Raw genomic sequence first — 22,764 nt, 5'->3', positions numbered from 1 at the left:
TTTTGCTATGCTGTAATCGAACATTCATAGGCATAGAAACAACAAAAAGGATTTTTTATGGCCAATCCCTCAAAAAAAGCAATCAACAAAGCGGTCAAAGATAAGCATATCATTATCACAGGGGCATCAAGCGGTATTGGTGAGCGTACAGCATATTTACTTAGTGAATGCGGTGCGCATGTTATCTTATTAGCACGTACCGAAGACAAACTAAAAGCCGTTAAAGAAAGTATCGAGGAGCTTGGTGGCAATGCCAGTTATTACCCTTGTGATTTGACCAATATGGATGATATCGAAAAAGTTAGCACGCAAATTTTGGCAGATTTCGGACATGTTGATGTCTTGGTCAATAACGCTGGTCGTTCAATTCGGCGTTCGGTTCACGAGTCTATTGATCGTTTCCATGATTTTGAGCGTACTATGGATATCAATTACTTTGGCGCGGTTAAAATAGTTCTTGGGTTTTTGCCGAGGATGATTGAACGTCAGACTGGTCAAATTGTGAATATCTCATCGATTGGCGTATTGGCAAACAGTCCGCGTTTTGCCGCTTATGTTGCCTCAAAATCGGCATTGGACGCTTTTAGCCGCTGCTTAGCTGCTGAAGTGAAGGGCGATAATGTGACGATTACCAATATTTTTATGCCATTGGTGCGTACGCCTATGATTGAGCCTACTAAGTTATACCGTTACATGCCTGCATTAATGCCTGATGAAGCCGCGATGATGGTTGCCAAAGCGATTGTCCATAAACCAAACAGTATTGCCAGCAACATGGGTAAATTTGCGTCAGCTACTTATTCACTGGCACCAGCAATCAACGTTGGTATTCAGTCGATGGGTTATCGTATTTTTCCAAGCACCCGCGCTGGACTGACTACCGATAAGAAGCCAAACCTTGCTCAGCGTGCTTTTGCCAGAATACTGCCTGGTGAGCATCATTAGAATAGGCTGTATATGAGCCTTGATTTAGAATAAAAAAGGACGCTGCGGTGTCCTTTTTTAATGCCTTAAAAATTATTATTGTTGATATAAAATAGGAGAGAGGGCAGTAGCAGCCTTTTGTTCTTAACGCTTTATTATGATCAAAACCTATTTATAAATGTCTATCATCATCACTTTTATGGGAACTAAAGTGTCTTCAACTCAAATTTAGATATGACACGGACATTAGATCATAAGTCGTTTTGGGTCATAAATGAGTCAATCATGGCAGCTCAAATCGTGATTGCCATGATGTTAGATCCTGTATGAGTCAGGATAATGTTTAAGGCATATGTCAGTCGGCTTATAATTAAAGCTCCGCTCCTAATGCTTATGTCCTGTAGAGTACTTTGACCACATGCCAGCCAAATTTGGTTTTTACCAAATGTGGGGTGAAGAGTTTGCCGCTGAAGCAGATTTTGTCAAATGGCGGTACCATGTCGCCTTGTTGAAACTCACCTAAGCTGCCGCCTTTTTTACCTGATGGGCAGGTTGAATGTCGTTTCGCCAGCACATCGAACTTAGCGCCTTTTTGAAGCTTGGCAATAATGTCTTCAGCCTGCTCTTTGTGTTTTACTAAAATGTGTAATGCGCTAGCTGTACGAGCCATAATGTAAACCTTTCATAAAATATCAATTATCGGGGCATTATATCACGGCTTATCTTGGTTGCTAACTTCACTTGTATGCGCTACTTCTTCAAAAGCCATTATCTACACAGGGACTACTATTTGGATGAGAATCAGTGTCTTTTGAGTGTCGCTGTCATTACATCGGTGCAATGCATTTGGGTAGCTTACGAGCCCAATCAAGCCTAATGGTTAGGCATTAAGCGCTTTGCTAACTTTTTAATATCGTTATTCCCAACAGGATCTAGTGATTTGGCATACCATAATGATCTGCGATTAGCTCAACAGTGCGCGATTGGGCGCGGCGCGAATAGCCCTGAACCACCATCATTACCTCATCGACACCTGTCTGCTCCTGAAGATCCTCTAAACCTTTTGCGACCTCGGCAGCAGTGCCATGCAGGGTTTGATCGGTATACTGTTCAATAATCTGGCGCTCTTGCATATTGCCTTGAAAAGCGGCTACTTCATCAGGAGGCAGTAAAGCAAAAGGCTTGCGCTGAAACATTCTCAACATTGCCATGGCAGACGATGTTGACTGGCGACGTGCCTCTACAGGATCTTCGTCCGCAATCGCGCCAATGCTGACTAAGCAGTATGGCTTGGCTAGAATTTTTGAAGGACGGAAATTCTCTCGGTAAATGCGCATGGCACTTAAGACATCAGCATTGCCAAACTGTAGAGCAAATGCATAAGGTCTACCCAGCTTTGCTGCCAGATGCGCGGAGTAAGTCGATGACCCTAAGATCCAAACATCAGCAGCGGTCTTCGATGGGGGTACTCGGTTTTGCTCGGCTTGCCATGGGCCTGGCACCGCATGAACCGCATGATAAGGATGGTCTTTTGGAAAACTGTTTTCTAAAAAGCCCAACAACTCTGCGACTTGCTGAGGAAATTCATCGTTTGCTGCCTTATGCCGACGCAAAGCGGAAGCCGTTGCACCATCCGTACCCAGTGCCCGTCCCAAACCAAGATCAATTCGTCCTGGCGCCATCGCATCGAGCATGCCAAATTGTTCAGCAATGACCAAAGGCACATGATTCGGTAGCATGATGCCGCCTGCACCAAGCCTAATTCGCTCAGTTTCCCCAGTAAGCCGAGCCACCATCATCTGCGGTGAAGGCACCGAAGCACCAGGCATGGCATGATGTTCAGACATCCAAAACCGCTGAAAGCCTCTTTTGTCAGCCAATTTCGCAAGCGCAATCATCTCTTGAAAGGTGTCCTCTGCCGTGTGACTAACGCCGGTGAAGGCATTGTCGAGCACCGAAAGAACGAAAGGGGCGCTACCTGAATGATTTGGCATATTCATAAACGATCTCATTTTTACCGTATTAACGATGCATAGCAACACACTTTGGGTATTGCCACACAGGGAAGATTTAAAGACCCAACCATCAAGCACTAGAATTTATAGGTTTGACCATCATTAGGGACAAGCGCACGCTGCTTGTCTAAGTGCTTTTCTTCGATAAAGCGGCGCAGCTCTGCCTTGGTGAGGGTGGCATGATTGACCGTATCCATGTGCACGCTCACGATCTGAGCATTAGGAGAGAATTTATACGCACGGTATACATCCTCTTTACCCATAATGATAGAGTCATCAACAAAGGTAGTTAACTTCGCATAGCCTGTATTAAGGATGACCGCATCAGGCTTATAGCGAGTGAATGCATCTTCCACTTCCTTATTCCAAACGGTATCCCCTGCGACATAAACGGTCTTGTAGTTTGGTTTCTGGAATACAATCCCCATCGTTTTGCCCAGTAGTTCAGCTAATGGTGCCACTTTGTACATCTCATCAGTACCATGCTGTCCGATGGTTTTATGAATTGTAACGCCTTTAAACACAAAGCCTTGCTCTGTTAATGCTATAACATTGGTAAAACCATCTTTACGTACGATTGCCGTATCCGCTTCATCTTGGGTAAAAATTGGCATGTCACGCGGCACGAGGTTGCGTGCGGCATCATCCCAATGGTCAGCATGAAGATGCGTCAAGATAATGGCATCAGCCCTAAGCACTTCGGCAACAGTCATCGGCAAATCCACCATTGGATAGCGTATTTGGCTATTTACTGTGCCATCAAACCCTGGATAAGCGTTTTTAGCTGCTAGCATCGGATCCACTAAAAACGTGGTGCCAGCATAATCAAGCTTGATCGTGGCATTACGGATTTGCTGAAATTGAACGGTATTGGTAGCTGTCTGTTTTACCGCGTTAGAATTTGCTGCTGGACTGGCAAAGGTGGTACATGCCGTTAACAACATGACGCCACTTAACAGTGTGGTGCCGGTCAGTGATTTTGCGATATTCATAATAGTTACCTTATTGAGGAAATTCTTCTTAATGGGACTAGGGTTTAAGAGTCTATTTCATGACTAAATCATGGTTTGGCTAACAACTCTGGATTAACGGGCAATCCAAGTTTGGGTATCAATCACTTCGCCATATAGAAACTCAATCGCTGCCATGATGGTGGCATGAGCCTGAACAGCAGGTACTTTCGTACCATTAAATTCAAGATCAAGCGTGGCACAGGCATCATGAACCGTAGTGGTTGTATAACCAAAGTCCACTGCAGCACGAACTGTGGCATCCACACACATGTGGCTCATGGCGCCAATCACAGTCACTTCTTTGATACCTTCTTTATCTAATAGCTCTTTCAGATTGGTCTCACGGAACGAATTGGGGTAATGCTTAGTGATGACGGCTTCATTCTCTATTGGTTTTACCTTTTCATTGATTGCTACACCATCGGTACCAGGCGTAAAGATCGGTGCGTCAGCAGGCATTTCATGACGGATATGAATGACGGTATGACCTTTTTCTCTCGCAGACGCAATCACCAAAGCTGCATTATCAGCGGCTTCGTTAATACCTACAAGTGATAAGTTACCTTGTGGGAAATACTCATTTTGAATGTCGACAACGATCAATGCTTGTGTGTTCATGATAATGCCTCTTTGTTTATGGAAGTGACTGTATAGGCGTATATTTTACAAGCACTGTGCTACACTAACGAGTGGCTACATCGACACATAAGAGGTTAATAACGACATATGAATCAAAAACATGCTATTGAAATTGGCTTGATCGTTTATGAGAAAGCACAAACGGCGGCTGTCCTTGGACTGACTGATTTATTCGTGGTGGCCAGTAAACTCGCCGCTAAACGTCAAGATACAACCGATCTGCCTTTACAGGTCAGTCACTGGGAGATTTGCGGCGTTAAGCAGCAGCCTAAGCGCACTTTTTCGAGCAATCCTGATAGCGTAGGAAGATTAACAGCCGTCATCATTCCACCCACGTTAGAAGCACCGATTGCAAAGCAAGCGGCAGAACCTTGGCTAGAATGGCTAAAAGAGCAGCATTCGACAGGGGTGATACTGTCGTCCGTCTGCGCCGGTGCTTTTTTATTGGGCGAAACAGGACTACTCTCCAAGCGAAAGGCAACCACGCATTGGGGTTATGCAGAGGATTTTAAGCAGCGTTTCCCTGATGTGGAGCTCGATGTCGATCGCATTATTATCGAAGACGGTGATATTGTGACCGCTGGTGGCGCGATGGCTTGGACGGATTTGGGATTGAGAATGGTGGATCGCTTTCTTGGTTCTCAGGTGATGAATGAGACCGCTCGTATGTTATTAATTGACCCTTCAAGGCGTGAACAATGTTATTACAGTGCTTTCTCACCCAACCTCACCCATGGAGACACAGCCATATTAAAAGTGCAGCATTGGCTACAAAGAACCAATGCACAAGATATCGATTTATCTACCTTAGCCGATTGCGCACAGTTAGAAGAGCGTACTTTTCTGCGTCGTTTTCATAAGGCGACGGGCATGACATCCACAGAATATTGTCAGCGATTACGCATCGGAGAGGCAAAAGACTTTTTACAGTTCTCGTCATCTCCTGTTGAGCAAATAGCGTGGAAAGTTGGTTATAGTGATGCCAGTGCATTTCGTAAAATATTTAAGCGCATTGTTGGGTTGACACCAAGTGAGTATCGACGTAGATTTAATTCGAATAAGGTGTGATAGGTTTAGGTAATGATTTTTTTAAAGGTAGGCTCATTGACTGCTTCTAGGTAAGAGGTGGATGTAATAAAACGGCCACTGATGTAGCCATAACCGTTTTATTCTTTAACTGTCATTAACGGGAAGACATTCCTTTAAAACGCAGTAAACGCAATGCATTCAGCGTCACCAGTACCGTAGCACCAGTATCCGCTAGCACAGCAATCCAAAGTCCTGTCACGCCGAGCACAGTGGTTATCAGAAATATGCCTTTTAACCCAAGTGCAAATATGACATTTTGATGGATATTTCTCATGGTGGCGCGGGATAAGGCAATAAGGTTAGCAACGTCCATCACGCGGCTTTTTAATAGGGCAATATCAGCCGTTTCGATAGCCACATCCGTGCCACTGCCCATCGCAATGCCAATATCTGCCGCTGCCAAAGCGGGTGCATCATTGATACCATCACCAATCATCGCTATTTTACTATTGCTTTGCATCTCGCTGAGTAGACGTAGCTTGTCTTCAGGTAACAGCTCAGCCTGCCACTCTATATCTAATTGACTAGCAAGTGCTTTTGCCGTACGGCTATTGTCACCTGTGAGCATGACAGAGCGCACGTTCATTTTATTGAGCTGGGCAATGGCTTGCTGTGCATCTTCTCGTAACTCATCACGTAGAGCGACCAATCCGAGCGCCTCCCTCGTGTGCTCATCAAACAAAATAGAAACCGTTTTACCATCATTTTGTAGCATCTCAATTTGAATCTGCTGCTCAGCTGGCAACCTCACTTTCTCAGCGACGTAGACTGGTGAGCCGATGGCCAAAGAGCGTCCAGCAACCGTTGCATGAACGGCTTTACCGGCAGTCGCAAAGGCGTTGGAGGATCTAGGTATGACTACCTTAGCGGCTTTGGCATGATCCACAATAGCGATAGCAAGCGGATGACTAGAGACGGAGTCGACACTCGCAAACAGTGACAGTAGTTTATCGTGACCCTCAGCATCGCCATGTACTGTTTTAAAATCAATGACATCGGTTACCCGTGGTTTTCCTTCAGTCAAAGTACCCGTTTTATCAAAAGCGACGGTGCTGACCTGACCAACCAACTCCATGACATTACCGCCTTTGATAAGCAGTCCATGGCGCGTGCCGACCGCCAAACCTGAGGCAATAGCGGCAGGTGTTGACAGCACAAGAGCACAAGGACAAGCTATCAGTAATAGCGCCAAACCGCGATATAACCATATTCCCCATTCTGCTCCCATCAGTAGAGGTGGGATAATAATGACCAGCGCTGCAATCGCCATCACGATAGGCGTATAGTAACGGCTAAAGGTTTCAATAAAGCGTGCAGTCGGTGCTTTGGACGATTGCGCCTGCTCCACAAGTTCAATAATACGCGCAATCGTATTATCTGCTGCTGTCTTTTCTACGCGTATTTGTAGTACCCCATCAACGTTGATAGATCCAGCAAAGACCTCAGCACCTATGGTTTTGGCAACAGGAACAGATTCTCCTGTCACAGGTGACTCATCAAGGCTAGATATTCCTTGAATAATCACCCCATCAGCAGAAACTCTATCACCGGGACGCACAAGCACCTTATCGTTAATCTGTAATGCAGTCGCTGCCACCTGACGTTGTTGTCCTTGCGTGTCTAACAAGATAGCTGTCTTTGGCACTAGCGATGATAACGCTCTGATGCCAGCGCGCGCACGATCAGCTGCGACACTTTCTAGCAGCTCACCAACTGAGAATAAAAATACCACGGCGGCAGCTTCTTCTGCCTCTCCAATGATAAGGGCGCCGATAGCCGCAACAGACATGAGCATTTCAATTGAAAAAGGCGAACCTACTAACGCCAGTGCAAAAGCTTTACGAGCAAATGGTAGGACTCCGATAGCCACAGCGGCAATAAAAACCCATGCGCCATATTCAGGGAAAATTAAGGACAACATATATGCGGCACTCATCAAAATCCCAGTACCAATAACCTGCTTACCCTTTATGGTTTGCCACCAGCGCTGATTCTCTATCGCTGATTGACTTTCATCAGTGCTACTCTTCTCTTGTTGACCATTTAACGCTGATATACCGAACCCGAGACGCTTAATGGTTTTTTCGATATCTTTAACATCAGTCGCTGCATCAGACGCCAAGATTAGCTCTAGCTTTTGGGTCGCAAAGTTTAACTGAACACCAGAGACGCCTGGCATACGTATGAGCGCCCGCTCAATTTTGCCAACACAACTGGCACAGTCCATACCTTCAATATGATATTGCATAGTTATTTATCCTCTTATTGAAGATATTATGAACCCTATAGTAGCTTCAGGGTCAAGGCTTTTAACGATAAAGGGGTTTGATTTTTTATCAGCAAACCTTATAGTTACTTTATTGTTTTAGATAATAGAAAATACTATTTAAGGAGATACACATGCTTATCAAAATTGGCGAGCTTGCCACGCGCACCGGTGCGACGGTCGAAACCATTCGTTATTATGAGAAAGAGATGTTATTACCAGAGCCTGCGCGTAGCCAAGGCAACTATCGTTTGTACAATGAGGCGCATTTTGAGCGTCTACAATTTATCCTGCACTGCCGTACGCTCGATATGACTTTGGATGAAGTACGAACCCTGCTTCAGTATAGAGATAAACCTGAGGAAAACTGCGGTGAGGTCAATGTGCTATTGGATGAGCATATCGATGCGGTAGAAACACGTATGGAAGAATTGGTTCAGTTAAAGCAACATCTACTAGCGTTGCGGCAAAAATGCGCAAGTGAAGCGCTGGCTGAATCCTGCGGAATATTGCATGCGCTTGCCGATAACTCCTGTCATAAATAAAGTATTCATTTTGGTAACATTATCCACTTTTCATACGTAAAAGTAGACCTATCACCAAACGCGCGTGGTCAATAAATTCAAAATGATTCAGCCCATAATCCTTTCTGTTAATCGTATAGACTGCGCGTCTATCAGACTGACTCATTGCACTTGTGCAGGGAAGCCAGCCTTTGCTAAAGCAGCCGTCATCTGCTCAACACTTGCGATGGTTTCAATACTGACCACTTTGGCTGCTAAATCCATGTCAACCTTGGCGTTTGAGTCGATATCGTGAATAATTGCTGTCACACCACGAGCACAGCCGCCATATTTCATGTTTCCAATCCATAGTTTCATAGCCTTTCTCCAAATAAGTTTTATTTCATCACTAAGCTTAAGCCTTGTCTTGATGGTAATGTCAAACATATTTTAAAAAAACACGCTTGACCTTACCATCATGTCAACCTCTATGCTGTTGATAACAGATTGAACATGATAGAGGATGTTATGAACTCAGAAAATAGTAAGTCTTATCTTTACAATGAAACATTACCCATTGAAGGTATGACCTGTGCTTCCTGTGTGGGGCGGGTGGAAAAAGCATTAAAAAAAGTTGAAGGTGTTGAAAATGCTGAGGTGAATCTTGCGACTGAAAACGCCATGATTTCCTCGTCTCAACCTTTAGATCTTATCGCAGCAACCAAAGCCGTAGAACGAGCCGGTTATAAGGTCTTGGCCTCTCAGCCGATTGAGCTGTCGATAGAAGGTATGACTTGTGCTTCCTGCGTTGGACGGGTAGAAAAAGCCTTAAAAAAAGTTGAAGGCGTACAACAAGCAAACGTCAACCTTGCTACTGAACGCGCATGGGTACAAGGCAACGCTCAAGTACAGAGCAGCGATTTGATTCAAGCCGTTAAAAAAGCGGGGTACACGGCTAAGCAGATTGAGCAGAATGCACGTGTTCGACAGGATAAAAAAGCCACGGAGCAGCAACAGCTGAAACGAGATTTGATGATCTCTTTAATTCTAGCCGTGCCTGTTTTTATTCTAGAAATGGGGTCACATATGATTCCAGCTTTTCATATGTGGGTCATGGACAATATCGGCACGCAACAAAGCTGGCTGATTCAATTTGTTTTGACCACGCTGGTACTCATCTTTCCAGGCCGACGTTTTTATCAAAAAGGTATTCCAGCATTATGGCGCTTGGCTCCAGATATGAATTCATTGGTGGCTGTTGGAACACTGGCGGCTTATAGTTTTTCGCTAGTCGCAACATTTATTCCACAAGTTCTACCTGAGGGTACTGTGAATGTGTATTACGAAGCGGCGGCTGTGATTGTGAGCTTAATTTTATTAGGGCGTTATTTCGAGGCAAAAGCCAAAGGGCGTACCTCTCAAGCCATTCAACATCTAGTGGGTATGCAAGCAAAAACAGCACGTGTTCACCACAATGGGCAAGTGACTGAAGTACCGATTGCAGAGGTGACCACAGAAACGATTGTTGAGATTCGTCCCGGTGAGCGTGTTCCAGTCGATGGTGAAGTAATTGAAGGTCAAAGTTATATTGATGAATCCATGATTACAGGTGAACCCGTTCCTGTCAAAAAACAAGTCGGTGATCAAGTGGTCGGAGGAACAGTCAATCAGAATGGAACCTTAAATTTTCGGGTGACTGCTATCGGAGAATCGTCGGTATTGGCACAAATCATTCGCATGGTTGAACAGGCTCAAGGGTCTAAATTACCGATTCAGGCATTGGTTGATAAAGTCACTATGTGGTTTGTCCCCATGGTCATGCTCTTAGCAATGCTCACTTTTATAGTCTGGTTTATCTTTGGTCCTGACCCTGCGTTGACGTTTAGTCTCGTCAACGCCGTTGCCGTCCTAATCATTGCTTGTCCCTGTGCAATGGGATTGGCAACCCCTACATCCATAATGGTTGGTACAGGTCGCGGCGCAGAAATGGGCGTCTTATTCCGCAAAGGTGAAGCGTTACAAGCTTTACAGGAAGTAAAAGTCATTGCTGTCGATAAAACTGGCACATTGACTGAAGGCAAACCAACCTTAACAGATTTTTATGTCCAACCAGGGTTCGAACGTGAGCAAGTCTTGCGTATTGTGGCATCGGTTGAAGCAAAATCTGAACATCCCATTGCCTTAGCCATTGTTCAGGCCGCAGAGCAACAGAATATTAGCTTATTGCCGATTACCACTTTTGACTCTGTGACGGGATTTGGAATCAAAGCAGGAGTTGAAGGTCAAGCCGTTCATATTGGTGCTGATCGTTATATGCAGCAATTAGGACTTGATGTTACTCCCTTTAAAGACGAAGCCGCGCACTTAGGACAAGAAGCTAAAACCCCCATATATGTCGCGATTGATCAGAAATTGGTTGCTATTATTGCCGTTGCAGATCCCATTAAAGACACCACTTATGCCGCGATTGCAGGTTTACATCAACTGGGCTTAAAAGTAGCAATGATTACAGGGGACAATCGGCATACTGCGCAAGCTATTGCAGCAAAATTACATATTGATCAAGTGATCGCAGAAGTGTTGCCTGATGGAAAAGTAGATGCAATACGTCAACTGCAACAACAATATGGACGAGTGGCTTTTGTTGGTGATGGTATTAATGATGCACCCGCTCTTGCTCAAGCTGATGTCGGACTGGCAATTGGCACAGGGACAGATGTGGCAATTGAAGCCGCAGATGTAGTGTTAATGTCAGGTAGTTTACAAGGGGTTCCTAATGCGATTGCTTTAAGTCAGGCTACCATCAAAAATATTCGACAAAATCTATTTTGGGCATTTTTCTATAACATTGCTTTAATTCCAATTGCCGCAGGGGTTTTATATCCAGCATTTGGAATTTTGTTGTCACCTATTTTTGCAGCAGGCGCAATGGCGCTATCCTCTGTTTTTGTACTAGGTAATGCCTTACGCTTAAAGTACTTTCAGGTGCCCGTGATTAAAGCGTAGAACTGTTAATATAGGGTTAAAGTACCCGTTTGGCTTTAACCCTTTTTATATCAGGAGGAAAGTTATGAATATCGGTCAAGCGTCAGAGCAATCAGGAATCTCTCCCAAAATGATCCGCTATTATGAACAGATTGGGTTACTTGATGCCGCAAAACGCTCAAATTCAGGATATCGAATCTATTCTAAACAAGATATAAAAGACTTATGCTTTTTAAGACAGGCTCGTGATTTAGGTTTTTCGTCCAAACAGATGAAAGAGTTGCTTGATTTGCGGAAAAATACAGATCGGCAGAGTGCTGATGTTAAACAATTGACACTGCAACATATCGCAACTTTGAACCAAAAAATAGCTCAATTGCAAGATATGGTGAGCTCACTACAGATTTCAGCTGATCATTGCTCAGGTGATGCAAACGCCGATTGTGCCATACTAAAAGATCTTGAACAGAATAAATAAAGTAAATTACATGTAATCTCATCTGTTTTTTATGCATATTTCAGTCTAAAAAAACATGTGTCTAAAAGAATACTTTCAGAAAAAATTAAGGCTATGGTTTCCTAGTGAGGACTTGAACACTCGGCTGTAAGCTAATAGTATCAATGGTTTTGCCCACTGAAATAGTCGCAGTATACTTCATGGTGTACTTACCATATATATTCTATCTGTGATCGGTGCGCTATACAGGAGTCGAACTACTAGTTTTAGATATGACTTTCATGACTATGAAATTTACAGTATAGGTTATGACTACTGAGCTGTTTGATTAAAATCTATAAGGTTTATCTCTACAGTTTGTTCAATATAACTCAAAGGTTGGTTTTTGATTTAATTACCAAAAGATCCAAAACCATCTATATAACCACCATACGGCTCTGCTATAGCATTCAGTAATGATTCAGTTTCTACTACATCATAATAGTTAGGAATCATGGATATTTTACAATAGCATGTAAAATCATCTTCTTCCTCTTCAATGCTGAAAGTAGTATTTGGTAAAGCTTCCTTAATTTTTTCTACTACTAAGATTCCAAAACTCTCAGATGGTACTGAGATAAAAAAATCTATTTCGATCATTTTTGTCAAATCTGTTCCATCATCTTTTAATCTTTGCAATGCATTTCCAGTATTATCATTCGGTAGTTCCTTATTCATCTTGATGTCCTTTGTTCATATTTAAAGTAATAGAGATATTAGAAAAGGCTATACCTCAAAGAAACCAGTTATTTCAGCCCTCATGCGTATTAGTAGACTACTTAAAACAGACTGATATAACAGAACCACTTATAACAGACTATAAAAAAATTAACACGACGATATCCTGTCCTATTTAACCAAATACTCGCCATAATATCCAAAATAATCCAGCCATAATGATGGCAATCACCAATAGCCGTTTCAGCCAATAGGGTATCAGCGGTTTTTTATAGCCTAAATCATTAAGCTGGCTGTCCACACCATTTTGTAGACTCTTGAATCCTCGACTTTGCTTAGTCGTTTTGACGCGATTTTTTATCAGATGTCCAGCTTCATCCTCAGCACCTTGCTCTCTATCAAAGCTAATAGCATGGTTAGGAATGCCTTGCTTGCTGGCGATAGTGTTGAGTTTTTGCTGCTGCTTCACCTTTAGTTGTGTCTCATAGGCATCAATCCTATTCTTGGCGTCATCCATACTAATGTCTTCATCTGCCGCCAAAGTTTTGATCGCCATCACTAAATTGTTTTTTTCGATCATCATGATGACGTCTCTTGGCAGCTTTGGGTTGACTGGTTTTGAGCTAGGGTCGGGGTTAAACATGACTGTCCTTATGGCGATATGAAAAATAGGCATCGATAGTGTTGATTATTATAACCATTTTATAGCAGTAATATTCAATCAAAAAAATACCGCAATCACGATAATGACTGCGGCATTTTAATAGCTATCCTTTATTAGCATTTCTGCCAATTTTTGATAGCCTATAGGTCTTTCCAGCGTTGGATAGACTCTTTGATGACTTCTTTTGCTTCTGCAACGTCGCCCCAAGATTCAACGACCGTAGTGCCTGGTTTTTTCAGATCTTTATAGTGGCTGAAATGGAACTCTAACTGGTTGATTAGCTGCTTTGGTAGATCCGCTAGGCTGTTATAAGCGTTGCCTGTATCACGGTCGTCAGCAGGTACGACGACGATCTTGTCATCGACTTCGCCATCATCAACGAACTTCATCACACCAATGACTTTGGCTTTTAAGAAAATACCAGTTGGTAGCGGCTGCTCAGTCAGCAATAACACGTCAAGCTCATCACCATCTTCGTCAAGCGTTTGCGGTATAAAACCATAGTTACAAGGCTTGGCAAAAATCTGTGGATCAATACGATCAAGCTCAAATACCGCCAGTTCACGATTCCACTCAATTTTATGGCTGCTACCAGCTGGGATTTCTACTACTACGTTGATAATGCCGCCGTCTACATCGCCTGCGTCCAAAATTTTGTTAAAATCTGCCATAAAGTACTCCAATTTGCTTTTGTTTTAAGTGCTTGAATAATAAGTGATGATAAAAGAATAACGTTGCGGCACTGCGATATTATCACTGTGCCCAATATGTGCCGCCTGCGATTATAACAAGTTTGACTCAAATTTTCTCACAATGCTTAAGTCTAAGCGTGCACGATATTATGCAAAAAAAGATTATGCAAAAACGGACCTAAAGACCTCACTTGGGTGCGAGTGCGCGTAGCTCAATGAGTCCAGCATGACGCTTAGCAATGTTATCAATAAGTTTTTGGGTCACTTGTTCATAGCTTAAGGCTTCACCAGTTTGTTCATCTGACTCTTTTTGCATAGCCGTAAAGTCGGATAACCGTAACATTTGCATCCCCGCATAGCCGCACGGATTAATCGCATTAAATGCGGATAAGTCACAATTTAAATTAAGCGCGATACCGTGATAGCTAAATCCATGTTTAATTTTGAAGCCTAACGATGCCATTTTTCCAAGCATCATTTTATCATCCGCTACAGATGTATCAGCATATAGATAAACACCGGGTGCGTCACGGCGCGCATGGGCGCTGATGGCTGTTGTGTCTGATGAAGCAGGATTTTGCAAACAGTCATTGATGACGTCTTCGATTGCTTGCTCGGCATGCGAGACCAAGTTGCGCACACTCCAGCCCAAGCTATTCAAATCGAACAACCAATAAATAACCAGCTGCCCGTGACCATGCCATGTCACTTGACCGCCGCGATCCGTTTTTATAATAGGCGTATTGGTACGTTGCAAGATGTGCTCTTCTTTACCTGCTTGCCCTAAAGTATACACATCATTGTGATCGACAATCCATAATTCGTCAGGTGTGCGCAGTCCTTGCTGTTTTTTTAAGTCAATACGTGCAAGTGTACGTGCTAGCATCGCATCGAGAGTGGGAACGTAATCGGCTGTTGTTAGAGATTTGCTGATCAGTGTGTCATTAAGCTGTTGCGTGGTGTTTTGCATGAGAGTCGCAGTCTTATTGTGGTCTGGTTCGAAGAGGTGTATCACTGATATTTAGTCGTGATATCGATAGTGAGTGTAGCAGTTTTTGCGATTGGTACCCAAGATTATCTCTGGTCACGCTGTAAAACTCAACAATCAAAACACTGATAAATGCCCTAACGGAGTAGCCATAATAAGCAAAAGTTCTCAGTGCTTAATATGAAATTTCTAGCATTGTGATGCGTGTTTATAGACACTTATTTCATACAGACGCAGGAGTCAACTTAATGTGCTGTTCATTGATTCGTTGATGCGCTACATTAAAGTGCAATGAATGGAATCGCATTACTTATGTTCAGGGGTTGCCATCAATGCAACCCGCTGATTAGGGCGTGTCCTTAATTCAATAGATTACTTTCTAAATGGGCTGAAAATGGCTAAATTTTGCCAAACATCGTCAAATAGCTTCTTAATATCTCGATATTATTTGCGCTACTTTCCTTGTTTGACGGCAATTTATCTCATGTTTATCACCATTTTTAAAATGAGGATAAGCCCTAGAAATACAGAGTCTCTAACCCAATAGAGTATATTGACTCCAACGCAGATGACAAGGAAGATAAATGACAGATAATAATCAAAACATGAATGAGCAGACCTCAATCGACACGGATATGTTGCAGCAACCTGCGCCAAAATCGCCTAGTATTGCTAATACGGTTGATGAGATGCGAGCGCAATTTTTACGCTTACAAACACTCAGTCGCACGCAGCCAATCAATGACTGGGCCACTCGTGAAACCCAACTAGACAGTCTAGAAGTCATGCTTAGCGATAACCAAGCCAGTTTCGCCAAAGCGATCAGTGCCGACTTTGGTTATCGTAGCGAATCAGAGACCCAGTTTGCCGAGTTGTTTCCTAGCTTTACTGGTATCAGTCATGCCAAAAAGCACGGTAAAAAATGGATGAAAGTTCAGCGGGCTTCTATTTCAGCGCTGTATATGCCAGCTCATAATGAAATCCAGCCTCAGCCATTGGGCGTGGTTGGTATCATGGTGCCTTGGAACTATCCGTTATTTTTAGCAGTAGGACCGATGATTGATGCACTCACTGCTGGCAACAGAGTTATGATCAAGATGAGTGAAGCGGCACCGCAATTTGCCCAAGCATTTGCCAGTGCGATTGCTCGTTATTTTTCACCAGACATGATTTGTGTAGTACTGGGTGAGGTAGACATTGCGGTTGCTTTTAGTGAGCTGCCTTTTGATCATCTGCTTTATACGGGCTCTACGGCTGTGGGCAAAAAAGTCATGGCGGCGGCGGCTCCTAACTTAACACCCGTCACGCTCGAGCTGGGCGGTAAATCACCGGTCGTCGTGTTAGAGGGCGCAAACTTAGAAAACGCCGTCAATCGTGTGATGATGGGCAAAACACTAAATGCGGGTCAGACCTGTATTGCCCCTGATTATGTACTGATTCAGCGCCAATATCATGAAGAGTTTATCCGTTTAGCAAAAGAGTGGATGGAAAAGCACTATCCAAATATTGAGAGCAATCCAGATTACTCACGTATTATCAATGGCGAGCAATTTAAGCGTGTCAAAGGCTATCTAGATGCATTATCGAGCGATGGGATCCATAAGCTCACTGATGCTGAGTCTAATATCGAAACGCGTCTAATGCCGCCTGTCATCGTGAGTGAGCCTGCCCCCGATAGTGATGTGATGCAGGAAGAGATTTTTGCGCCGATTTTGCCATTGATGCATTACGATACGCTTGATGATGCCATTCATTTTGTCAACGAGCGACCACGCCCACTGGCGTTATACGTTTTTGGTGATAACTATAACGCCCTAGAGAAAGTACGTAACAATACGGTCTCTGGTGGCCTATGTATTAATGAAGTGCTGATACATGTTGCCCAGCATGACTTACCGTTTGGCGGGGTTGGCGATTCAGGAACGGGGGCTTACCATGGTAAAGCGGGATTCGAGCGTCTTAGCCATATGAAACCAGTATTTGTACAATCCAAGTTAAATGGGTTGAATTTGTTGTTGCCACCTTATGGCGGGTTGTTTAAAAAAGCCATGGCAATGTTTTTAAAATAACAAATGCTAAAGTGAGCAAAGTTGACATAACTTTCGTTCAAGTAAACAAAAATACCTAATCATTGTGAGCAATCATATAAGCAACTTTAAAAAACAGCATCTATCTCAATAGGTGCTATTTTTTTGTATAAAAGTAAGCGATAAAAAATTAATGAGCATTTGTCATCTTGTCTATAAATCGCTACACTTTGTAGTGAGCCTAAACGATAGTAGTATTAGTTTTAGATGAAGACGTTGTCTAGTCTTCAACGACTGAATGAGTCAAAAGCAATACACGCTTGGCGTAAAGCAATAATGTTATTGACTTGGGCGTTCATTTCCATAATAAAAATTATAAATAGGACATCTTATGCGCCAATGGATTGCGTTAAGTTTACTATGCATGAGCGTGCTGTTACTGCCAGTATCGGCATCAGCAGCCTGCGACTCACCAATCAAATTTGGCGCTCTGACATGGGAGAGCGGTCAGTTTATCTCTGGGGTGCTTAAGTACATCGCTGAAGATGGCTATGATTGTACAATTGAAGAGGTGCCGGGTGCTGGTCCTGCACTCGAAACGGCATTGTCACAAAACGACATTCAAGTGATTGGGGAGCAGTGGGTTGGACGCTCGCCAATTATGGAACAAGCCATCGAGCAGAATAAAGTGGCAGTCATCGGTGATACGCTCAAAGGCGGCGCAACTCAAGGTTGGTATGTACCCAAATATGTATTAGAAGAAAACCCAGGTCTACGCAGTTATCAAGATTTGCCTAAATATGCTGAGCTGTTTAAAGATCCTGAAGACCCTAGCAAATCACGCTTTATGAATTGTCCGTCTGGTTGGACGTGTGAGATTTTCAATACTCGCTTGCTGAAGAATACAGGTTTGGACAGTATCTTTAATAATGCCCATCCCGGCACTGGGGCAGCGCTCGACGCTGAGATTGCCTCTGCTTTTGAGCAACATAAGCCACTACTGTTTTATTACTGGCAGCCTACGGGCTTGATGGCAAAATATGACTTTGCGCCATTAGAGTTCCCTGCCCATGATGACGCTTGTTGGCAAGATTTGTTACGAGCGGATGGCACCGCCGATTGTGTGTCTGGCTTCCCTGTCTCACCTTTAGGTATCGCAGTATCTACCCCCTTTATTGAATCCAATCCAGAGCTTGCTGATGTCTTTAAAAAAGTTCAGTTTAGCTCCGATGAGCTCAATGGTGCTATCTTGGAGATGAGTGAAAATAAACGCAGTGGCGATGAGCAAGCACTAGCATTTTTGCGTAAATATCCGAGCGTCTGGCAAGCATGGTTGTCTGATGAAGCAGCCAGTAACCTTGCGGCTAAGCTAGGCATCAGCTTAACGGGCGAGGCTATCACTTCAGATGCAACCGTCTCTAGCACTAATCGAGCGACCTCATTATCGAGCTTTCCTTCTTGGTCACTTGAGACGCCGCTTAATAATACATTAGCAAGCGTTGTCCAAAATTATGGCGATGTGTTTCGTACTGTCAGTACCATGGCGTTAACCTATCTATTGCTACCGATTGAGCGTCTATTAACCACTATGCCGCCTTGGCTTATCATTGCGCTTGTGAGCGTATTGGCATGGTTTGGTGTCCGTAAAATCTGGTTTGCACTGGCATGCGGCGCAGGACTTTTTCTCATTGGTGCATTTGGACTATGGGGCGCATTGATTGATACCTTGGCACTGCTCATCGTATCAGTGTTGGTGACCGTCGTGATTGGTATTCCTATAGGCATTGCTATGTCGGGCAGTAAAATTCTTCGCAAGGTTGTGACGCCAATACTGGATGTGATGCAGACCATGCCAAGTTTTGTCTATTTGATACCCGTATTAATGTTATTTGGGATTGGCAAAGTGCCTGCGTTATTTGCCACTATTATTTATGCCTTGCCACCACTGATTCGGCTGACGACATTGGGGATTACCCAAGTCAATCATGAGATGGTCGAAGCAGGGCGCTCGTTCGGTAGCACACACTTGCAGCTGCTCATTTGGATTAAATTGCCGCAAGCATTACCCAGTATTATGGCGGGCGTGAATCAAGCGGTGATGATGTCGCTCTCTATGGTGGTGCTCGCGTCTATGATTGGCGCACCGGGGCTTGGTGAAGATGTGTTGCAATCGATTCAAACGCTTAATATCGGTCAGGGCTTGCAAGCAGGTACGGCGATTGTCATCGTTGCCATTATCATTGACCGTATCACCCAAGCGTTCGGTCAAGGCAAGCGTGCTCGGCAAAAAACCATCGATGCTGGCAGGCATCCCATTGGTTAATTATCAGTGCCCTGGTCGAATGTTCAACACGCCCTAATCATAATGATAACTAGAAAAATAAAAATGAGAGCCATCATGAATCATATTCAATTGGAAAATATCAGCAAGATTTATAATGCCAATAGCTCGCAAGCAAAGTCTGCATTGGCATTACTAGCAGAAGGTATGGATAGTATTCAGGTAAAGGAACAAACAGGCTATTCGGTCGGGCTTTATGACATCAATTTAAGCGTTAAAGCAGGTGAGCTGCATTGTATTATGGGCTTGTCAGGTTCAGGAAAATCAACCTTGATACGCCATATCAATCGTTTGATTGACCCAACCAGCGGTAAAATATGGGTTGATACTTCTATTAATGCTAAGCCGTCTACTATTGCTAAGCCCTCCACTAATGCCAAACCCTCTGCTGATGTATTAGAAAATGGAAGATCATCGTCTGCTATTAATATTTTAGAGCTAAATGATAAAGCGCTACAGCATTATCGCCAGCAGACACTCAGTATGGTTTTTCAGCATTTTGGTTTGGTGCCACATATGACGGTGCTGCAAAACGTCGCTTACGGCTTGCGAGTGCGAAAAATGAGTATCAAAGAACGCCACGAGGTTGCTCGGCATTGGCTTAATGAAGTTGGGCTAGCAAATTTGGAGAAAAGTTACCCTGATGAGCTGTCAGGAGGGATGCAGCAGCGAGTAGGGCTTGCGCGTGCCTTAGCAACCGACAATCAAATATTGCTGATGGACGAGGCTTTCTCTGCCCTTGATCCCCTTATTCGTGCCCAATTACAAGACCAACTACTTGAGCTACAAGCACGGCTAAACAAAACCATCGTCTTTATCACTCATGATATCGATGAAGCGATTAAGGTCGGTCAGCGGATTAGTATTTTAAATGGCGGGCGTTTGGTACAAACGGATACACCCAGTGAATTACGCCACAACCCAGCTGATGAGTATGTGGCGCAATTTATGCGTGCCAAAATTTAATTTAAAAATAATACGACGTTTTTTTAAATGCTGTTTTATAAATTACACCTGCAAAATGATAGATTTCTGTCTATATCATTATTCTTACACTGGTGTTAAAAAAGTGTAGCAACCCCTTAGTTACTATTAAAGTAAACTCCATCATCGATGTATACTATTAAGATACTCTAATAGTGTATTAGCTTTGCTAAAATCTTGATTTATCCACTCTCATTGATTACGTAAGAAGATCATGAGCGAGCATAAAAACTCAGTTTATGATCGTAAGACTTCGTAAAAAGGACCTCGCATGCCGCATAAGAAAATTCGCCATAATGATCATAGTCATACTAATAAGTTAGCGACAGACTCACCATGTGATTCATCACGTTGGCTAAAAAACATTAGTGCCGTTGGTGTCACGACAGTACTGAGTGCTGGCATATTGGTCGCTTGTGGACAAATGAGTAGTGCGGAGAGCAATGCAAGTAGCACGACTAAATCAGCCAAGCAAAACAGTGGAGTGACTAGCTCACGTGACATGCTGCCTTCCGATATGCTTGGACAAATGCGAGCGCTGCCGCAATTGACAAAAGGCTTAGGTGACACGGGCACAGCAGTCATTGACCCTAATAAACCGACATTGATTAAATTTTGGGCAAGCTGGTGCCCATTATGTTTGGGTACGTTGGCAGAAACCGAAGAATGGCGCACCGATCCCAAGTTCGCTGATTTAAATGTCGTGACTGTTGTCAGTCCCGGTCATCTAAACGAAAAAGCCGATAGCGACTTTAGCACTTGGTATGCAGGCGTCCAAGCAGACTATCCAAAGCTACCAGTATTGTCTGACGCTTCAGGCGAGCTGATTAATAAACTTGGTGTGCAAGTTTATCCAAGCTGGGCGATACTCGATAAAAGCGGCAACTTGGTGCATTTGGTGAAAGGCAATATATCGGCAGAGCAAGCCTATGCCCTTGCTGAAAATGCCAATAATGATTTTGCTGAGCTTAAAGCAGGGAGTGCTAAACCAGCAAACGCGCAAACCTTAGACAACAACAGCAAGATTGAAACCATCAAACAAAAAGAGGGCGTTTATTATAACGATAAAGGCAAAGCGATTAATACGCGCTCAATCTACTTGGCGGGCGGCTGCTTTTGGGGCGTAGAAGCTTACATGGAGCGCGTCGAGGGTGTGGTCGACGCTGTATCAGGCTATGCCAACGGTGATACCGCCAATCCAAGTTACGAGCAAGTGATTCGTGGTTCAGGTCATGCCGAAGCCGTCAAAGTCACTTACGATGCGGATAAAACAGACCTTGATACTATCTTAAAATACTACTTCCGCGTGATAGATCCAACCAGCCTCAACAAACAAGGCAATGATCACGGTGTGCAGTACCGCTCAGGCGTTTATTACACCGATAAAGAAGATAAAGCAGTGATTGATGCTGCCCTCCAACGTGTGCAAAGCCAGTATAAACAAAAAATTGTAGTAGAAAATGAGCCGCTAGACAATTTCTACTTAGCTGAAATGTACCATCAGGATTATCTGGCAAAAAATCCAAACGGCTATTGTCATGTTGATTTAAGCCTTGCCGATGATAAACCAGAAGGTACTGCGCGTACCAAGCTTGCACCTGTAAGTACCGTTGCTGAGACTTTAAATCCTAAGCGTTACGCAGGATTTGATAAAGGCGCGCTCAAAAACACCTTGACCAAAGCACAATACAATATCACGCAAGATGCCGGTACTGAGCGCGCCTTTAGCCATGAATATGATAATTTATTTGCGCCGGGTATCTATGTCGATGTGGTGAGCGGTGAGCCTTTATTTTTATCAACTGATAAATACCAATCTGGCTGTGGTTGGCCAAGCTTTACCAAGCCGATTGACATGCAAGTCATTACCCAGCATGAAGACACCGCTTTTAATATGGTACGCACTGAAGTTCGCTCGCGAGTAGCAGACTCACATCTGGGTCATGTATTCCCTGATGGGCCAAAAGATCGTGGCGGGCTGCGCTATTGTATCAATGGCGGGGCGCTACAGTTTATTCCAGTCGATGTGATGCCGCAGTCAGGCTATGCGCCATTAGTGAAGTTGGTTAAGCCTGCAAAACCTTAATTATTAATACTGATAATCGACTTTATATAGAGACGTTAAGATAACTCTTAGCGTCTTTTTTATGATTGATGCCTTGAGCATAATTACTATCACAGCATGATGGTTCGTTTTATTATCGTTGTATTTTTGCTGTTATAGCCGTTGAATTATGAAAAACCAACCAAACTTCGTTATACTCAAAAGCTGAGCGTTTTCTATTATTAATACTTTTATCATCTAGCGCCGTAAAACCACGTCCTTCTAGGGCATGGATATCAGGCGTCAACCGTTGTCACCTAGGATTGAACATACCTTGATAACCAAATACATTGAGATCATAATTACCCCATGAAAACGCTCAAACTACGCATCAAAGACAAACATGCCACTCAGCT

General features: G+C 43.6%; 19 protein-coding genes. 9 read left to right on the top strand and 10 right to left on the bottom strand.

Annotated features, from left to right (window positions below; all coding sequences use genetic code 11):
• Window positions 1-57: 57 nt before the first annotated feature.
• Window positions 58-945: an SDR family NAD(P)-dependent oxidoreductase gene (locus C8D84_RS03525; RefSeq protein ID WP_087814380.1), complete on the top strand. Its 888-nt coding sequence runs from the start codon at window positions 58-60 to the stop codon at window positions 943-945.
• Window positions 946-1,315: 370 nt separating this feature from the next.
• Here the strand turns inward: C8D84_RS03525 and C8D84_RS03520 are convergent, their stop codons facing one another.
• The 4 genes from C8D84_RS03520 to C8D84_RS03505 all read right to left on the bottom strand — a co-directional run bounded on the left by C8D84_RS03520 (window position 1,316) and on the right by C8D84_RS03505 (window position 4,570).
• Entirely contained in the window at window positions 1,316-1,594 is a 279-nt protein-coding gene (locus C8D84_RS03520) for a peptidylprolyl isomerase (RefSeq protein ID WP_045446094.1), read from the bottom strand.
• A gap of 262 nt (window positions 1,595-1,856) precedes the next feature.
• Complete coding sequence (locus C8D84_RS03515; RefSeq protein WP_087814381.1) at window positions 1,857-2,924, bottom strand: LLM class flavin-dependent oxidoreductase; 1,068 nt, start codon at window positions 2,922-2,924, stop codon at window positions 1,857-1,859.
• Between the two features lie 92 nt (window positions 2,925-3,016).
• Window positions 3,017-3,931: an MBL fold metallo-hydrolase gene (locus C8D84_RS03510; RefSeq protein WP_087814382.1), complete on the bottom strand. Its 915-nt coding sequence runs from the start codon at window positions 3,929-3,931 to the stop codon at window positions 3,017-3,019.
• 93 nt (window positions 3,932-4,024) lie between these two features.
• On the bottom strand, window positions 4,025-4,570 hold the full coding sequence (locus tag C8D84_RS03505; RefSeq protein WP_087814383.1) for a cysteine hydrolase family protein: 546 nt from the start codon (window positions 4,568-4,570) through the stop codon (window positions 4,025-4,027).
• 108 nt (window positions 4,571-4,678) lie between these two features.
• Between C8D84_RS03505 and C8D84_RS03500 the strand changes: the two genes are divergently transcribed.
• Window positions 4,679-5,659, top strand: coding sequence for a GlxA family transcriptional regulator (locus tag C8D84_RS03500; protein WP_109590103.1), 981 nt, complete (start codon window positions 4,679-4,681; stop codon window positions 5,657-5,659).
• A gap of 115 nt (window positions 5,660-5,774) precedes the next feature.
• Here the strand turns inward: C8D84_RS03500 and C8D84_RS03495 are convergent, their stop codons facing one another.
• Entirely contained in the window at window positions 5,775-7,928 is a 2,154-nt protein-coding gene (locus C8D84_RS03495) for a heavy metal translocating P-type ATPase (RefSeq protein ID WP_109590101.1), read from the bottom strand.
• 152 nt (window positions 7,929-8,080) lie between these two features.
• Here C8D84_RS03495 and cadR point away from each other — a divergent pair, with 152 nt between their 5' ends.
• Window positions 8,081-8,491 (top strand): Cd(II)/Pb(II)-responsive transcriptional regulator, encoded by a 411-nt coding sequence (cadR, locus tag C8D84_RS03490; RefSeq protein WP_045452168.1) that lies wholly within the window; start codon window positions 8,081-8,083, stop codon window positions 8,489-8,491.
• Between the two features lie 141 nt (window positions 8,492-8,632).
• On the opposite strand, the gene C8D84_RS03485 is transcribed toward cadR, so the two are convergent.
• Entirely contained in the window at window positions 8,633-8,827 is a 195-nt protein-coding gene (locus C8D84_RS03485) for a heavy-metal-associated domain-containing protein (RefSeq protein WP_109590099.1), read from the bottom strand.
• Window positions 8,828-8,977: 150 nt separating this feature from the next.
• Here C8D84_RS03485 and C8D84_RS03480 point away from each other — a divergent pair, with 150 nt between their 5' ends.
• Complete coding sequence (locus tag C8D84_RS03480; protein WP_109590098.1) at window positions 8,978-11,455, top strand: heavy metal translocating P-type ATPase; 2,478 nt, start codon at window positions 8,978-8,980, stop codon at window positions 11,453-11,455.
• A 64-nt stretch (window positions 11,456-11,519) separates the two neighbouring features.
• Window positions 11,520-11,912 (top strand): Cu(I)-responsive transcriptional regulator, encoded by a 393-nt coding sequence (gene cueR, locus C8D84_RS03475; protein WP_087814389.1) that lies wholly within the window; start codon window positions 11,520-11,522, stop codon window positions 11,910-11,912.
• A gap of 369 nt (window positions 11,913-12,281) precedes the next feature.
• On the opposite strand, the gene C8D84_RS03470 is transcribed toward cueR, so the two are convergent.
• The 4 genes from C8D84_RS03470 to lipB all read right to left on the bottom strand — a co-directional run bounded on the left by C8D84_RS03470 (window position 12,282) and on the right by lipB (window position 14,934).
• Complete coding sequence (locus C8D84_RS03470; RefSeq protein WP_087814390.1) at window positions 12,282-12,608, bottom strand: ribonuclease E inhibitor RraB; 327 nt, start codon at window positions 12,606-12,608, stop codon at window positions 12,282-12,284.
• A 175-nt stretch (window positions 12,609-12,783) separates the two neighbouring features.
• On the bottom strand, window positions 12,784-13,251 hold the full coding sequence (locus C8D84_RS03465) for a hypothetical protein (protein ID WP_087814391.1): 468 nt from the start codon (window positions 13,249-13,251) through the stop codon (window positions 12,784-12,786).
• A 161-nt stretch (window positions 13,252-13,412) separates the two neighbouring features.
• The gene (locus C8D84_RS03460) at window positions 13,413-13,943 is read right to left on the bottom strand and encodes an inorganic diphosphatase (protein WP_010198287.1); all 531 of its coding nucleotides are present in this window, start codon (window positions 13,941-13,943) and stop codon (window positions 13,413-13,415) included.
• A gap of 208 nt (window positions 13,944-14,151) precedes the next feature.
• Window positions 14,152-14,934, bottom strand: a complete 783-nt coding sequence (gene lipB / locus C8D84_RS03455) for a lipoyl(octanoyl) transferase LipB (protein WP_087814392.1) — start codon at window positions 14,932-14,934, stop codon at window positions 14,152-14,154.
• Between the two features lie 602 nt (window positions 14,935-15,536).
• Between lipB and C8D84_RS03450 the strand changes: the two genes are divergently transcribed.
• The 4 genes from C8D84_RS03450 to msrAB all read left to right on the top strand — a co-directional run bounded on the left by C8D84_RS03450 (window position 15,537) and on the right by msrAB (window position 22,390).
• Window positions 15,537-17,021: a coniferyl aldehyde dehydrogenase gene (locus tag C8D84_RS03450; protein ID WP_176393036.1), complete on the top strand. Its 1,485-nt coding sequence runs from the start codon at window positions 15,537-15,539 to the stop codon at window positions 17,019-17,021.
• Window positions 17,022-17,370: 349 nt separating this feature from the next.
• Window positions 17,371-19,302: a glycine betaine ABC transporter substrate-binding protein gene (locus tag C8D84_RS03445; RefSeq protein ID WP_176393037.1), complete on the top strand. Its 1,932-nt coding sequence runs from the start codon at window positions 17,371-17,373 to the stop codon at window positions 19,300-19,302.
• Window positions 19,303-19,377: 75 nt separating this feature from the next.
• Window positions 19,378-20,286, top strand: a complete 909-nt coding sequence (locus C8D84_RS03440; RefSeq protein WP_087814393.1) for an ATP-binding cassette domain-containing protein — start codon at window positions 19,378-19,380, stop codon at window positions 20,284-20,286.
• A 289-nt stretch (window positions 20,287-20,575) separates the two neighbouring features.
• Window positions 20,576-22,390 carry a bifunctional peptide-methionine (S)-S-oxide reductase MsrA/peptide-methionine (R)-S-oxide reductase MsrB gene (gene msrAB / locus C8D84_RS03435; protein WP_087814394.1) on the top strand — a complete coding sequence of 605 codons (1,815 nt, stop codon included), beginning with the start codon at window positions 20,576-20,578 and terminating at the stop codon, window positions 22,388-22,390.
• Window positions 22,391-22,764 lie beyond the last annotated feature (374 nt).

The organism is Psychrobacter immobilis, assembly GCF_003148585.1.
Classification (GTDB): Bacteria; Pseudomonadota; Gammaproteobacteria; order Pseudomonadales; family Moraxellaceae; genus Psychrobacter; species Psychrobacter immobilis.
Note: the sequence above shows the minus strand (reverse complement) of the source record. Positions and strands in the feature narration are given on the sequence as shown.